The organism is Leisingera methylohalidivorans DSM 14336 (assembly GCF_000511355.1).
GTDB lineage: Bacteria > Pseudomonadota > Alphaproteobacteria > Rhodobacterales > Rhodobacteraceae > Leisingera > Leisingera methylohalidivorans.
Genome location: NC_023135.1, coordinates 2,159,301 through 2,173,299 on the forward strand (window position 1 = coordinate 2,159,301; position 13,999 = coordinate 2,173,299).

The following is a 13,999-nucleotide window of genomic DNA, read 5'->3' on the forward strand; positions in this document are numbered from 1 at the left end:
CCAACCTGTCCCGAACCGCACCCCGAACACCCCCGCTCCATTGACCCGCACATAGGTGCGGGTATTTCGGCACGCGCCCGCCTGCGACATTCGCTGGCATGGGAAACACGTATCAGACCACCGCAATTGCGATCCAATCCGAACTCCCCAGTGCCGACGGCGCCGGGGTACCGGATTGGGTGCATCTTCTGCCCACCAAATCCGGCCTGGTGCAAACCAACGACAGCCGGGGGCCGTATCATGTAACCGACGCGGAAAAGATCATTGCAGCCAGCTTTGACGGGGCCAGTAAGCTGCCGATCGACGTCAATCATGCAACCGATCTTGCCGCCCCGAAGGGCCTCCCCGCACCTGCCCGCGGCTGGATCACCAAAATGCAGGCCCGTGAAGACGGCATCTGGGGCCAGGTCGAATGGACCGGCAAGGGCCGTGAACTGCTCGAAGACCGCGCCTTTGCGGGCATTTCCCCGGTTGTCGCCCTGCTGCAGCCGGCCGGGCGGGAAATCGTCGCAATTCCGCGGGCCTCCCTCGTCAATCAGCCAAATCTGCGCGGGCTGACCGCGCTTAACCAGGAGAGTGAAACCATGCCGTTTCGGGAAACCGCCGCCAAGCTGCTGGGCCTTGCGGCCGATGCCAGCGAGGAGGACATCACCAAAGCGCTGAAGGCACGGAAGCCCAGCGAGAAAAGCACCGAACTGCAATCCCAGCTTGGCCAGATCGGCGTTGCCCTAGGCTGCGCTGAAGATGCGGGCGCTGAAGATATTCTGACCGCCGCCCAAAGCGCAAACGCCGACACCACCGGCAAGGATGCTCAAATCATCGCCTTGCAATCCTCATTGAAGGGGTTGTCGGATCAATTCAGCACCCTCCAGGAAGGCAACAAGAAAACTGCCGCAACCGCATTTGTGGACGGTGCCATTGCCGACATGCGCATGGGCGTAAAGCCGCAGCGCGACACCTTCATCGCCATGCACCAGGAAAACCCGGAACGCACCGAGGCGATGATCAATGCCTTTCCCAAGTTGGAAGGCGAGTTGCTGCCGGATACGCCCCCCGGCGGCGGCACCAGCCTGGCCCTGAATGCCACCGAACTGGCAGGCAAAGCCACCGCCTACCAACTGCAGCAGGCCAAAGCCGGTTTCGAAATCAGCATCACCGAAGCGGTGCATGCTGTGCAGGAGGGCAAGGCATGATCCCGACCTTCATCCGCGGCTACGAGGCCGCCTCTGAGATCACCGGTTACCGCATCGTCAAATTTGCTGATCCGGCAAACGGCCAGACAATTGACCTGGCAGACAGCAACACCGCCGCGTCCCTGGGCGTTTCGGACAGCATGGGCGCCCCGGCTGGCGGCATGTGCGACGTGCACCGCGCCGGTCTGGTTCCGGTGATCCTGGGCGGTCCTGTAAGTACCGGCGATCCGCTCACCTCTGATGCGGATGCTGCAGCCGTCCTGGCTGCGGGCACCGCTTCCACCACCGTGCGCATTGTCGGCTTTGCCGATGAACCCGGCATCGCTGGCGACACCATCATGGCCTTCCTGGCCCCTGGCCTGCTGCACGAAGCCTGATTTCCTGAAAGGACCTGACCATGGCGCCTACCCGCCCGTTTCAATCTGACCCGATCCTGACCGCCATTGCGGTCGGCTACAAAAACCCGGAGGCCTCACGCATCGCTGATGAGGTGATGCCCCGCCATACCGTCCCCGGTGAAAAGTTCAGCTGGACGGAATACCCCATTGAAGAGGCCTTCAATACGCCCGACGCCCGTGTCAGCCGTAAAGGCCGGGTCAACCAGCTCGAATTCGGCGGCAAACAGCGCACGTCCGAAGTGGAAGACTACGGCCTGGACGCACCGGTGCCGATTTCCGATATTGACACCGCTGCCGCTGCCCGCGCTGCAGGCGTGTCGAACTTCGACCCCGAAGGCCACGCGGTGGAAATGGTTTCCGAGACCATTGAAAACATCCGGGAAGTCCGGGTGGCCCGTACCGTCCATAATGCCGACAACTATGCGGACGGCCGCAAAACCACTCTGGCAGGCGGCGACCAGTTTTCCGATTACGCCAATTCCGACCCGATTGGCATCATCAAAACCGGGCTTGAAAAAACGCTGATCATGCCCGCCAATACGATGGTGATGGGGCGCAAGGTTTGGACGGCACTGTCTTCGCACCCGAAACTCGTCAACGCGGTCAAAGGCAACCTGACCAACGAAGGCATTGTGACCCGCCAGCAGTTTCTTGAGCTGTTTTCCGGTGAAGGCATCAAGCGGCTGCTGATTGGCGATGCTTATTTCAATGCCGCAAAACCGAACCAGGCCGCCAACCTGCAGCGTGCCTGGGGAAACAATATCTCCCTGCTGCACATCAACAAGATGGCAACGTCCCAGGGCGGCGGCATCACCTGGGGGTTCACCGCCGAGTTCGGCGGCAAAATCGCCGGGCGGATCGAAGACAAGGACATCGGCCTGCAGGGCGGCTACCGCATCCGGCGCGGCGAGCGGGTGAAAGAGGTGATCGTCGCCAAAGACGTCGGCTACTACATCCAGAACGCAGTGGCGGCATAAGGGGGCGGTCATGAGTGAACGCAAAGCCCTATTCACGCGCGCCAAAGAGCTGAAGCTGGATCTTCCCGGCAACATCTCGAACGACAACCTGAAAGCAGCCATAGCGGCTGCTGAAGGGCGCACCGGAGGCACCACTGCACCGCCCAAGGATGATGCCGAAAAGGTCAGCGCCCTTGTTCTCAGCGAGCTGAAGTACAACGGCGAGACCTACGCCCCGGACACTGAGAACGACACGGTTGAGCTGCCCCCCACCGAGTTCAAGACGCTCGAAGACCTGAAGGTCGTTCAGGCGCTGGACAGCGAGTAAACCGGCAGCGCCCCTCCGGCGCTGCCTCCCCCTTTCCCACTTCTCTGACCACCCGAGGGCACCATGGCCTACGCCGCGCAAAATGACCTGGTCACCCGCTACGGGCAGGACCTGCTGGTTGAGCTGACAGACCGGGGTGAAGAACCCACCGGCGAGATCGATGCGGACGTGGTGGCAAAGGCGATCAGCGGCACCGATGCCCTGATCGACGGTCATTTACAGGGCCGCTATGTGCTGCCGATGAGTGAGACCCCGCCGCTGATCCGCGAGCTGGCCGAGCAAATCACGATCTACAAACTGCACCGCTACACACCGTCCGAATTGATCAAGGATGAACACAAGGCGGCGCTAGCTACTCTGGAAAAGATTGCCAAGGGCACCGTGCGCCTGCCCGTTGCCGGTGTGGAACCCACCACCCGGCCCGGCAATGGCGTGCGGGTCACCGACCGGGAACGCCCGCTGACCGCCTTGAACCTGAAAGGGTTCATCTGATGCTGGATGCGATTGTCGGCCGCTTGAACGATCAGGTTCCCGCACTTTCAAACCGGGCTAAGCCGGTGGCCGACCTGGTCGAAATGATCCGGAGCAACCGCCTGCCGCAGAATGCCACCGCGACGGTTTCCCCCGCGGGCCTGAAAGGCGGCAAAGCTGAGGCGGGCACCGGCGTTTTTACCCAGCCGCTGCACCGGGGCTATTCGGTGCTGCTGATCGCCCCCAGCCAGTCAAAGACCGGCGCCAAGGCGCTGGAAGAGGTGGACCCGCTCATTACCAGCGTGGCCTCCGCTTTGGCGGGCTGGGCGCCAGAGGCTGGCCCAGGTGTATTTCAAGTGGACCGCGGCCGCCTGCTGTCCATCACCGGGGGCCGCCTCCTTTATGAGCTGGTCTTTTCCATCAACACCGAACTGAGGGTCACGCCATGAGCAAGCCTCCCCTGCCCCAATCCGGCGGCAGCTTCACCCGCCAGCCTGACGGCAAGCTGAAGCAGGTTGAAAAGCCCGCTGCAGATCCGAAGCCGAAGGCTCCGGCCAAACCCGCCCGCAAGGAAAAGGAGGCATAAATGGCCGCCCCGATCTACTGGCGCGACAAGCGCATCCTGTTCAAGCTGGAAAGCACCTATGGCGACGACGCCGTCCCGACCGGCGGGGCCAATGCCATCATGGGCTTTGATGTGACCTTCAAGCCGATGGAAGGCCAGGACCAGGAACGCGACCTGGAACAGCCCGGCATGAGTGCCAACGGCACCATTCCAACCGATATTCACGCCAAGCTGGCCTTGACCGTGGACCTCAGCGCGTCCGGCGCGGCGGGCACATCCCCGGCCTGGGGGCCGCTGCTGCGTGCCTGCGCGGTCGCGGAAACCATCACTGCGGGCACCTCGGTCATGTACAGCCCCATCGTGAACGGCCAGGAAGCCGGGACCGTGCATATCAGCATCGGCGGCACCCGCTATGTCATGCTCGGCACCCGCGGCACCGCGGAATTCATGCTTGATGCGCAGCAAACACCGAAGATCAAGTTTGATCTTACCGGGCTGTTCACGCTGCCCAGCGATACTGCCCCGCCTGCCGTGGATCTGGCGTCCTGGACCGAGCCGCTGGTGGTCAGCCACAACAACACGCCGGTGTTCACCATCGGCGGCACCAGCCTGGTCATGAAGACGGCCAAGCTGGCCCTGGGCAACAAGGTCGAACCGCGCTTCCTGGTCGGCGCCGAGCGGGTCCTGATCACCGACAAATCCGAGCTGTTTGAAACCGCCGTCGAAGCCCAGCCGCTGGCCGGTTTCAACCCGTTCCAGATGGCGATGAACATGGACCAGCCCGCGGTTGTTCTGACCCACGGCACCGAGGCCGGGAAGATCGCCACGCTCAATCTGCCTACCGCCCAGATGCAGCGGCCGGGCCTGACCCAATCCCAGGGCATCAAAGAATGGCCGCTGCGCCTGGTGCCCCGCGCCGCAACCGAAAACAGCCAGTGGTCGCTGACCCTCACCTGATCCCAAAGGAGCAAACCCCCGTGTTCAACATCATTGAACGGCCCACATTTACCCGCACCGTGAAAGTCCGTGTTCCCAAAGGTGACGGAGTAGACGAGCAGGACTTCAAGGCCACTTTCAACGCCATGGACGATGACGCGCTCAAAGGTCTCGGCATGGCGGATATTGAGGGCACAAAAGAGTTTCTGCGGCAGGCTGTGGCTTCTCTGGATGACCTGGCCGGGGCCGATGGCAAGCCCATTCCTTACAGTGATGAGATCCGCGAGACCGTCTTCAAACTGCCCTACGCCCGGATCGCGCTGATGGGGGCATACCACAACGGTATGAACGGGCTGCTGCCGGGAAACTGATCTGGGCCGGGCGGGCGTGGGTGCAGGGCAAATTGTTCAGCACCTCGCCCGCCCGGTGCGAGGAAGACGAAGACGCCGAAACCCTGGGCATCCCGAAAGAGCTGATGGCCGCAGGGCGGCCGGGCCGATCTGATCCGGAGGGCGTCTGGCGGCAAAACGCGGAGGCGGTGGAAGCCTTCCTGGACGCCGCCACCCAGCTGAACCGGATCGCCCTGGCAGACGGCCGCAGCCGCATCACCGGATTGAACTACCCCGGCGCCCAGGCCGCCTGGGCGTTCAGCGGAACCGAAATGACCCCGGACCTGTTTGCCAAGGTCCAGATTATTGAAAGCGGCGTTCTGGCCGAAAGCATCGGAAACTGATCATGCCCTTCGTCCTCTCCGGAAAAGTCTTGATGGATGCCTCCCAGGGCAAACAGGAGCTGGCGGAGCTGAAGGGGGCAAAGGATGCCGCGGGAAAATCCGCTGAAGTTCTAAGTTTCGCAGAAGCCAAGGCGGCCGCCGAGATCAAGAAACTGGGAACGGCATCGGGCGCGGCGGCTGGCCAAGCTGAAGTGCTCGATGCAGCCCAGGAAGGGCTGGCCAACAACGTTGTGCGGGTTGGTCAGAACAGCGCGCTTGCTGCCGGACAAGTCGGCAACCTAACCGCTCAGTTCAATGATATCTGGGTGATGCTGGCAGCCGGGCAAGCACCTGTTCAGCTTGCCCTCCAGCAAGGTACACAAATTACTCAGGTGTTCGGCAATGCGGGCGCTGCCGGTGCGGTAAACATGCTCCGCCAGGGCTTGCTTCGGATGATCAGCCCGCTGAACCTGCTGACCATTGGCGGCATCGCTGCCGGTGCGGCCCTATTCCAGTGGCTGACCAGCGCGGGCGACGAAGCGCGCACTTTTGAAGATGCAATTGGCGATCTTGAAAACCAGATGAAGGCCTATGCCGAGGCCGCTGAGGCGGCATCGGTCTCAACAAATGACCTGCAATCCAAATTCGGCGACGCCTGGCAGGAAGCCCAGATCCTTTTGGACGGGTTGCGCGAAAACGCTCTGACCACCCTCAAGCTCGAAGCCGAAGCCACCATCGCGGTTACGCTTGATGAGAGCGGCCTGGACCTGAACAGCTTCCGCCTGGATGACCGTCTGGAACTGAGCGGCCTGTTTGACTTTGACGTGTTCTATGGGGAGTTCCGCCGCACTCATAAGTCCCTCATCGACGAAGTCCTGAATGACTTCGAAGGCCTGGGCGCTGCGGCCAACGGGTCTGTGCAGGACCAGGTGCAGGCAGTAGAGGAGCTGATCACCAGCTTTGAAACCGCCGCCCAATTCTCCGGAAAAATCACCGAAGAAGAAAACGCCCAATTGGCCATGCTCCGCCAGTTGGCGCTGAAGCTGCGGGAAATTCAGGCCATGGAAGACGGCCGGGATGCTGCAAGCGAAGCCAAGGCCCAAGCCCTCAGCAAAGAACTGGCTGCTGAAGAAGCTCTGACCGCCGCCATTGAAGCCCATGGCCAAAAGTCGGCCGAGGTCCACAATCTCAAAATTGCCCAGGCCCGCGAAGCGTTTCTGGCCAAGGTGGAAGAACTGCGGATCAGCGACGAGCTGAAGGCGTCATTGCTTGAGCAATGGAACGCGGCAAATGAAGCACGGGACCCCTACCAGGAACGCCTGGCCTCCGCCTATGCCTACTATGCCCAGACCCGGACGGCGTCCCAAGAACAGCAGCAGGACGCTCAAACGCTGATCGCATCGCTTCAGCAGGAAGCAGCCTTGCGCCAGGCTATGAACGAACAGGGCGCAGGCAGCGTGGAAGTCGCCGAACTCCGGCTGCAGGCAGAGCGCGAGGCTTTTCAGCAGCAAGTTGACGCGCTTGATGTTTCCGAGGAGCTGAAGGACGAGCTGATGGCAGCCTGGGATGCTGCCAACGGGGTGGCCGATGCCGATATCGCGGGCAATATCACCCTGGCCGCGGATGAAGCCCACCGCCTGAAAACCAACCTGCTGGAAGCCCAGGGCAAAGAGATCATGGGCGGCATCGGCGCCAACCCGGATTTCAACGACCCGCGCGGTGAAAGCGCAGGCGCCGGAAACCCGGATTACATCCACCGCAACCAGGGTCTGCCCGACGTGGACATGCCGCCCAACCCGCGCAAGTCGCGCCGCGGCGGCGCCAGCCAGTCCGAGAAAGAACGCAAAGCTGTAGAACGGCTGATTGCGGCGGAGACCCGGCGGCTGGATATCCTGAAAGAAACCAACCCGGTCATGCAGGAAATGATCCGGCACCGGGATGTTCTGAAGGACGCTACCGACGCAGAACGCAAGGCTGTCGAGGCCATCATCCGCCAACGGCTGGAGGAAGAAAAGGCGCTGGAGCAGACAAAAGAGGCGGCCGATTGGCTGAAGGCAACCGGCCAGGATCTGGGCGATGCGCTGACCACCAGCGGCGACGCGGCCGCAGACGCCTGGGACCGTGTGAAAGAAGCGATCATCAAGGCGGCCGCCGAGGCGGTTCTGTTCGGCAATGGTCCCCTTGCCGAGATCTTTGGCATTGGCTCCGGCCTGCTGGGCGGCGGGTCCGGATCCGGAGGCGAAACCGACCTGTTAGGCAACTTTGTCTCTGGGGTGTTTGGCCTCGCCGACGGGACCGTTGGCATGATGGTTTACGGCGACGGCGGCAACCGGGACGACAAGGTGCCCACCATGCTGTCTGCCGGTGAAAGCGTCATCACTGGCAAGGCCACCCGCCGCTACCGCCCGATCCTGCAGGCGATGAATGACGGCGTTGAAATCCCCGGTTTTGCAAGCGGAATTGTTCCCGGCGCCGCCGCCAGTGCGCCCTCGGCGGCAGCGGCGGCCGGGCAAACCCGCCCGACCATTACAGTCCGCCTTCTGCCCTCACCGATGTTCGAGGCGGTGGTGGAAGAGCGCGCCTCGGAAATCAGCGTCGAGGTGGTCCGGGACTACGACCAAGGCCCCGCCCGCTCGACCGTGAAAGACACTCTTGAAGATCCATACAAGGTTTGATGATGGCATTGGCCTGGCCCCTCCCCCTCAGCGAATTCTTTGACACCCTGCCCATCGCCCGGATCACCTCCCGGCCGGGTGCAGCTAATACCACGTCGGAAACCCACGGCGGCGACGTGATCAAGCACCGGCTCGGCAGCCGCCTGTGGGGCGGGCGCATTGTCCTGGACAAGGATCACCACAGCGCCATTGCGGCCATCGAGGCGCGCCTGTCGCTGCTGGACGAACCCGGCGCGTCCTTTCTGCTTTGGGACACCCGCCAGCCGCACCCGGCCGCCGACCCGGAAAAATTCATCCTTGGCAGCTCCGCCCCCGTCATCGAGGCGCTGAACCCGAACAACCGCGAGCTGGATATCTCCGGCCTGCCTGCGGGATACATCCTCAGCCGCGGCGACCTTCTGGGCTTCACCTATGGCGCCAATCCAACCCGCTACGCCTACCACCGCATTGCGACCGGTGCCGTGGCCTCGGGTGCAGGCATTGCCGCAGATATCGAAGTCACCCCGTTCATCCGGCCGGGCGCCGCCCTGGGCGCGGCCGTCACGCTGGGCAATCCGGTTCTGAAGGCCACCCTCACCACCGCCCAGTACGGCGAGGGCCGCTCGGCGGTCACCGAAGGCGGCTCGTTCAATTGGCTGCAGACGCTGAGGTAATCATGTCCTATTCCGCACAAGCACAGCAGCAGCTTGAAGAACGCCGCGGCACAGACGCCCGCGTCCTCTTGTGGTTTCAGGCCAGGAACCGCACCACCGGCGCCCCCGAAACCCTTGGGTTCTGGACCGGCGACGATCATCAGGAATTCCTGATCGACGGCGGGATCCGCACCTACTACGGCGCGGGCGCCGTGATCGATGTTCCGCCCATCATTGCCGCGCCGGGGTTCCAGGTGCGCCAGTACCGGGTCAAGCTGCCGCCGATGCTGGACGAGGTAAAACAGCTCCTGCAGCAGTACGACCCCCGCCATGCTGAAGTTCAGATCCATTCCGCCGTCTTCGATCTGGACACCGGCAATCTGATGCCCCCCGTTAAACGCATGTTTAAGGGCGTTTTAAACGAGGCGCCGGAGGAGCTGGGCGGCAAGGGCAAACCCAGCTTTACCCAGCTTGTCCTGGTATCGCCCGCCCGCAAGCTGACCCAGGGCCTGCCCCTGAAGCGCTCAAACGCCGAACTGCAGCGCCGCAACACAGATGACCGGGGCCGCGAATACAGCGACGTTGCCGGGGAATGGCCGGTGCCATGGGGAACCTGATGCAGAACCGGGCGGAACTCCTGCTGGATTACTTGAGCGGCATCCGGTCTGCCAAGCGCGTGCTGAAGCCGTCGCAATTTGACTGCGCCTTCTTTGCGGCAGGCTGGGTGAAGGCCTGCACGGGCGTTGACCTGGCCAGCGCCTGGCGCGGCCAGTACCGCAGCCTGGATGAAGGCCGGACCAAGCTGAAGGCTGCCGGGTATCGGGATCTGGACTGCCTGGCCGCCGCCCATCTGCCGGAAATCGACGGCTGGAACACCTCTCAGCCCGGAGATATCGCCGCTGTCAGCGAAGGCGGCCACACGGCGCTGGGGATCATTGGCGGTCCGCAGATCCACGTCCTGGGCCTCAAAGGGCTGGACTATCTCCGCCTTGACCGGGCCGAACGGGTGTTCCGGCCATGAAGCTGCTGTCCTATGCCCTGCTGTTCCTGCTGGTACTGTGCCAGCCCGCAGCCGCTGATCCGGTCACGGCCACCATTGCTGCGCTTGGAACCGCCTTCAAAGCGGCAGTTGCGACCATTACCCTCAAGTCCTTGGCCACCGCGGCCCTGCGAACACTGATCAGCACCGGCGTTTCGCTGCTGATGAAGAAGCTCAAGCAGCGCAAACAGCGCCTTCCCGGCATTCAAACGTCGACCACGACAAAGGGCGGGACAGATCCGCAAGGCTCGGTTGTTGGCCGCTTCGCCACGGCAGGCCATCTGGTCTATCAGAACAGCCATGGCGACAACCGGGTTTACCTCACCCATGTGATTGAGCTGGGCGATATCCCCGGCGCCAGCCTGCGCCGCCTGATCATTGACGGCGAATACTCCGGGATCGGCACGGATTGGGACCCGAACGTCGGCTACCAGATCCTGAACAAGGTCGCGGATGACGGCTGGGGATACGGCTGGATCCGGTTCTATGACGGCAGCCAACTGACGGCGGATGCACGCCTGGTGGCGCTGTACGGCGCGGACCCGGACCGGTCCTGGACCGAAGACCACATTCTGACCGGCCTCAACTACGCGGTTCTGACCTTTTACCGCAGCGACAAGCAGTATCCCAATGGCAGGCCGCAAGTCCGGTTCGAGCTGGACGGGCCGGGCTTTTATGATCCGCGCCAGGACAGCACCGCCGGGGGCAACGGGTCCCAGCGCTGGGAGGACCCAGCCACCTGGCAGCCCACCGAAAACCTGATGGTCATGGCCTATACCGTCATGCGCGGCATCACCCTGCCCTGCGGCTCTGTCTGGGGCGGCGGCTTTCCGGCCGAGGACATGCCTTACACCGAATGGGCGGCGGCAATGGATGCCTGCGATCTGGCCGTGGGCAACAACAACCGGCCGCAGTTCCGCGGCGGCATGGAGATCCGCTTTGAAGAGCCGCCGGCCGATTTCCTTGAGGACGTCTTTGCCTCCGCAAATGCCGAAATTGTTGAGCTGGGCGGTTATTGGTATCCGCTGGTGGGATCTGTTGACACCTATGCGGCCGACCTGACCGAAGACGATCTGCTGGTCTCTGAAGGCTGGAAGCATGACCCTTTCCCCGGTCTGGAAAAGGCGTTCAACGCGGTCACAGTCACCCATCCTTCCCCAAATGCGCTTTGGAACCCGTCTGCGCCGATCACGCTGACCCGGCCGGAATGGGAAGCGGAAGACGGCGGCGAACGTGTCTTTGATCTGAAGCTGCCGATGGTGTTCAACACCCCGCAAGCGCGCCAGATCGGCAGTGCGCTGCTGAAGGAAAACCGCCGCTTCCGGACCCACCGGCTGCCGCTGCCGCCCGAATATGCAAACCTGCGGCCCCTGCTGAAGACCCGCTTCACCTCTGCCTGGTACGGCTACAACGGCAAGACCTTCACCATCACCGAGATGGCCTTTGACCTGCTGAAGCTGAACGTCTCGGTCAGCCTGCGGGAATGGGATCACAGCGACTTTGATCCGGACCTCGCACTTGAAACCCCCGCCGCGCCGCAGGTCACCGCGCCCATCGTCACCCAGGACGCCGGGGTGCCGGGCTTTGGCGTCTCGGGGATCGAGATCAAGGACGCAAACGGCGTTGTGCGCGGCGCGGGCATCCGCGCCGTCTGGACCCCCTCGCTTGCCTTCACGGCGGATGGCGTGTCCTTCCAGGTGCGGGTCAAGGACGGCGACGATGAGCGTTTCAGCGCCAGCACCGCCGATCTGGAACTTGGCACCTTCCGCCTGGAACCGATGCAGGGCGGCACCGAATACGAGACCCGCGCTCGGGCAATCTCCAAGACCAGGGACACGAAATGGACCGGCTGGCTGCCGGTAACAACGCCCGCGTTCAAACTGCAGCCGGATGTGCTGAGCGATGAGACCTGGCAGGTAATCTCCGATGATGCCAATGCGGCCGCCGCCGCTCTGAACGACCAGCTTGTCCTGGGCAGGATCGCGCCGCTGGAAGCCGCGGTGCAGCGGGATCTGGAGGTCCGCGACGTGCAGAGCTTCCATGCGGCAGAGGCGCTGGGGGTGATTGGCGATCAGGTCTTGTGGGCACTGACCAAGCTGTCCGAAATCGACGGGCGGATGGCGGGCGCCGGGATCTACCAGGATCCGGACACCGGCACGGTGCGGATCTACGGCGTGGAGGCGGAAGCCGAACGGATCAGCGAGGCGGAAATCCGGCTGTCTGCCGCGGAAGCCTCTATCACACTGTCGGCCACGCAAGCCTGGGTCAATCAGCAGATATCCAATGCTCTGCTGGACCCCAGCCAGATCCCTGTGGTGGGGGATTTACAGGTACGGATCAATCAGGTTGAGGCGGACCTGGACGCGGCAGAGGCGGCAATCGCTCTGAAGGCCACGCAAACCGAAGTGGACGGGATGGACGCCCGCCTGAGTTCGGCGGAAGTGGATATCGACGCCGCCCAAGAGGCCATCACCCTGAAGGTGGATCAGGCGGATTTTGACGCCGCCGAAAGCCGCCTGTCCACGGCAGAGGTGCAGATCAGCACCCTGGATGGCCCGGCAATCACCCAGACCGTAAGCGACGTGCGGACCCTGCATGATCAGTTTGGCACTCAGGATATTGCCACCCTGGAGCAATTGCTGCTGGCTTATGAGCAGCGCGAAGCCCTGAAAACCCAGTTTGCCTATGCCACGCAGGATATCCGGGCGCGGGTAGATGATGACCGTAACGCAACAGCGGCCATCACTGCATCGCTGGGTGTGGCGATTGAAAACAGCGTAGCACTGATAGAGTCGGAAAAGCTGGTGCGCGCCAGCGGCGATGCCGCACTGGCCAGCAGCATTGATGCCCTGGAAGTCCGCCTAGATGGCGACATTGCTGCCCAGGCGTCCGCTTCCAGTGCGCTGACAACCCGTGTCAGCGCCGCAGAGGGCACCATCACCAGCCACGGCCAGAGCCTCACCAGCCTTGAGGCCCGCCTGGATAGCGCGGAGGGGGGTATTTCCGGCCAGGCCACGGCGCAATCGCAACTGGATGCGCGAGTCACCAGTGCGGAAGGCGTGATCATCAGTCACGGTCAAAGCCTCATCAGCCTGGACAGCCGCCTGGAAGATGCCGAGGGCAATGCTGACGTACAGGCCACAGCCCTCAGCCAGTTGTACACCCGCGTCAGCGATGCCGAAGGGGAAGTTTCCAGCCAAGCCACGGCGATCACTCAGCTGCAATCCGATGTGGGGGACAACAGCACCAGCATCCAGCAAACCTTGCAGACTGTGGATGGCGTGATGGGGGAATACACCTTGCGCATCGACAATAACGGCCATGTGTCAGGCATGGTGGTCAGGTCTGACCTGGATGACGAGGGCAAGCCCGCCGCCGAGATCGTGTTTCAAGCGGACATGTTTTCCATCGCCTCGCCCGATGGGGCGCAGAAGCGCACGCCTTTTGTGGTCTACACCGAGGACACCATGGTCGGCGGCATTTTGGTGCCTGCGGGCGTTTACATGCGCAAGGCGGCGATCCGCAAAGGCTCAATCGGAAATGCCGAGATCGCCGGGAGCCTTAAGTCTGAGGACTATGCGGAGGACGCAAACGGGATCCCGACCGAAGGCGTGAAGCTCGACTTCAGGAACAATGTTCTGAAAGTGGCCGGCGCAGTGATTTCCCGGCCTCTGGTCCTGGCGCAAGGCTCATTCACGGTATCAGGGGCTATTGGCAATGGCGCCCGCTGGGCCTTTGTGAATACCGGCATCCGGGTTGGAAAACTGGACGTCTGGCAGGCGCAACGATTTGCCCTGGCCGCTGCTGCATCGGTCACCACCACCGGCACGGCACCGGGCGGCATGGACCCCAACAATACTTTCTGGACCCTCAATACATCGATCCAGCCCGGCGCACGCTGGAACGGTTTCGGCGGCGGCAATCCCGTCCCAACCGCGGCCTGGAGCAAAGATCCTTCTGATCTGGTGGACCCACACTGGGCCAGCGGCAGCGATCAAAGGGTCTTTCTCGCAATCGATTTGGAGGCCCAGGGCGGCGTCTATTTCAACAACCCGAAAATCGAATGGACAGTGTTCCAGGTAACATAAGGAGGG

General features: G+C 62.7%; 15 protein-coding genes. All 15 read left to right on the plus strand.

Annotation, left to right across the window (positions count from 1 at the left end; all coding sequences use genetic code 11):
- The first annotated feature begins 98 nt into the window (after positions 1 to 98).
- The gene (locus tag METH_RS10775; protein WP_024090502.1) at positions 99 to 1,193 is read left to right on the plus strand and encodes a phage protease; all 1,095 of its coding nucleotides are present in this window, start codon (positions 99 to 101) and stop codon (positions 1,191 to 1,193) included.
- Complete coding sequence (locus METH_RS10780; protein ID WP_024090503.1) at positions 1,190 to 1,570, plus strand: DUF2190 family protein; 381 nt, start codon at positions 1,190 to 1,192, stop codon at positions 1,568 to 1,570. The genes METH_RS10775 and METH_RS10780 overlap by 4 nt, the downstream gene beginning before the upstream one ends.
- Before the next feature lie 20 nt (positions 1,571 to 1,590).
- Positions 1,591 to 2,568 carry a hypothetical protein gene (locus METH_RS10785; RefSeq protein ID WP_024090504.1) on the plus strand — a complete coding sequence of 326 codons (978 nt, stop codon included), beginning with the start codon at positions 1,591 to 1,593 and terminating at the stop codon, positions 2,566 to 2,568.
- A gap of 10 nt (positions 2,569 to 2,578) precedes the next feature.
- Positions 2,579 to 2,875, plus strand: coding sequence for a hypothetical protein (locus METH_RS10790; protein ID WP_024090505.1), 297 nt, complete (start codon positions 2,579 to 2,581; stop codon positions 2,873 to 2,875).
- A 63-nt stretch (positions 2,876 to 2,938) separates the two neighbouring features.
- A complete protein-coding gene (locus METH_RS10795; protein WP_024090506.1) occupies positions 2,939 to 3,367 on the plus strand; it encodes a gp436 family protein in 429 nt (142 codons plus the stop codon).
- Positions 3,367 to 3,795: a phage tail terminator protein gene (locus tag METH_RS10800; RefSeq protein WP_044008398.1), complete on the plus strand. Its 429-nt coding sequence runs from the start codon at positions 3,367 to 3,369 to the stop codon at positions 3,793 to 3,795. The genes METH_RS10795 and METH_RS10800 overlap by 1 nt, the downstream gene beginning before the upstream one ends.
- Positions 3,792 to 3,932, plus strand: coding sequence for a hypothetical protein (locus tag METH_RS23930; protein WP_024090508.1), 141 nt, complete (start codon positions 3,792 to 3,794; stop codon positions 3,930 to 3,932). Before METH_RS10800 ends, METH_RS23930 begins: the two co-directional genes overlap by 4 nt.
- Complete coding sequence (locus tag METH_RS10805; protein WP_044008399.1) at positions 3,933 to 4,868, plus strand: phage tail tube protein; 936 nt, start codon at positions 3,933 to 3,935, stop codon at positions 4,866 to 4,868. It begins immediately after the preceding gene.
- Between the two features lie 20 nt (positions 4,869 to 4,888).
- Complete coding sequence (locus METH_RS10810; protein ID WP_024090510.1) at positions 4,889 to 5,218, plus strand: hypothetical protein; 330 nt, start codon at positions 4,889 to 4,891, stop codon at positions 5,216 to 5,218.
- 20 nt (positions 5,219 to 5,238) lie between these two features.
- Positions 5,239 to 5,580, plus strand: a complete 342-nt coding sequence (locus METH_RS10815) for a DUF1799 domain-containing protein (RefSeq protein ID WP_024090511.1) — start codon at positions 5,239 to 5,241, stop codon at positions 5,578 to 5,580.
- Between the two features lie 32 nt (positions 5,581 to 5,612).
- A complete protein-coding gene (locus METH_RS10820) occupies positions 5,613 to 8,234 on the plus strand; it encodes a phage tail length tape measure family protein (RefSeq protein WP_024090512.1) in 2,622 nt (873 codons plus the stop codon).
- The gene (locus tag METH_RS10825; protein WP_044008401.1) at positions 8,234 to 8,887 is read left to right on the plus strand and encodes a hypothetical protein; all 654 of its coding nucleotides are present in this window, start codon (positions 8,234 to 8,236) and stop codon (positions 8,885 to 8,887) included. Before METH_RS10820 ends, METH_RS10825 begins: the two co-directional genes overlap by 1 nt.
- Positions 8,888 to 8,889: 2 nt before the next feature.
- Positions 8,890 to 9,483 carry a hypothetical protein gene (locus tag METH_RS10830; RefSeq protein ID WP_024090514.1) on the plus strand — a complete coding sequence of 198 codons (594 nt, stop codon included), beginning with the start codon at positions 8,890 to 8,892 and terminating at the stop codon, positions 9,481 to 9,483.
- Positions 9,471 to 9,887, plus strand: coding sequence for a DUF6950 family protein (locus METH_RS10835; RefSeq protein WP_044008642.1), 417 nt, complete (start codon positions 9,471 to 9,473; stop codon positions 9,885 to 9,887). Before METH_RS10830 ends, METH_RS10835 begins: the two co-directional genes overlap by 13 nt.
- Positions 9,884 to 13,993, plus strand: a complete 4,110-nt coding sequence (locus METH_RS22675; protein ID WP_024090516.1) for a phage tail tip fiber protein — start codon at positions 9,884 to 9,886, stop codon at positions 13,991 to 13,993. Before METH_RS10835 ends, METH_RS22675 begins: the two co-directional genes overlap by 4 nt.
- The last annotated feature ends 6 nt before the right edge of the window (positions 13,994 to 13,999 follow it).

Excerpts from the sequence above, each read along its gene's own strand:
- METH_RS10785 (WP_024090504.1), top strand. The coding sequence starts at position 1,591 with ATGGCGCCTACCCGCCCGTTTCAATCTGACCCGATCCTGACCGCCATT.
- METH_RS10775 (WP_024090502.1), top strand. The coding sequence starts at position 99 with ATGGGAAACACGTATCAGACCACCGCAATTGCGATCCAATCCGAACTC.
- METH_RS10800 (WP_044008398.1), top strand. The coding sequence starts at position 3,367 with ATGCTGGATGCGATTGTCGGCCGCTTGAACGATCAGGTTCCCGCACTT.
- METH_RS10790 (WP_024090505.1), top strand. The coding sequence starts at position 2,579 with ATGAGTGAACGCAAAGCCCTATTCACGCGCGCCAAAGAGCTGAAGCTG.
- METH_RS10780 (WP_024090503.1), top strand. The coding sequence starts at position 1,190 with ATGATCCCGACCTTCATCCGCGGCTACGAGGCCGCCTCTGAGATCACC.
- METH_RS10830 (WP_024090514.1), top strand. The coding sequence starts at position 8,890 with ATGTCCTATTCCGCACAAGCACAGCAGCAGCTTGAAGAACGCCGCGGC.
- METH_RS10835 (WP_044008642.1), top strand. The coding sequence starts at position 9,471 with ATGGGGAACCTGATGCAGAACCGGGCGGAACTCCTGCTGGATTACTTG.
- METH_RS10805 (WP_044008399.1), top strand. The coding sequence starts at position 3,933 with ATGGCCGCCCCGATCTACTGGCGCGACAAGCGCATCCTGTTCAAGCTG.
- METH_RS10795 (WP_024090506.1), top strand. The coding sequence starts at position 2,939 with ATGGCCTACGCCGCGCAAAATGACCTGGTCACCCGCTACGGGCAGGAC.
- METH_RS23930 (WP_024090508.1), top strand. The coding sequence starts at position 3,792 with ATGAGCAAGCCTCCCCTGCCCCAATCCGGCGGCAGCTTCACCCGCCAG.
- METH_RS22675 (WP_024090516.1), top strand. The coding sequence starts at position 9,884 with ATGAAGCTGCTGTCCTATGCCCTGCTGTTCCTGCTGGTACTGTGCCAG.
- METH_RS10825 (WP_044008401.1), top strand. The coding sequence starts at position 8,234 with ATGATGGCATTGGCCTGGCCCCTCCCCCTCAGCGAATTCTTTGACACC.
- METH_RS10820 (WP_024090512.1), top strand. The coding sequence starts at position 5,613 with ATGGATGCCTCCCAGGGCAAACAGGAGCTGGCGGAGCTGAAGGGGGCA.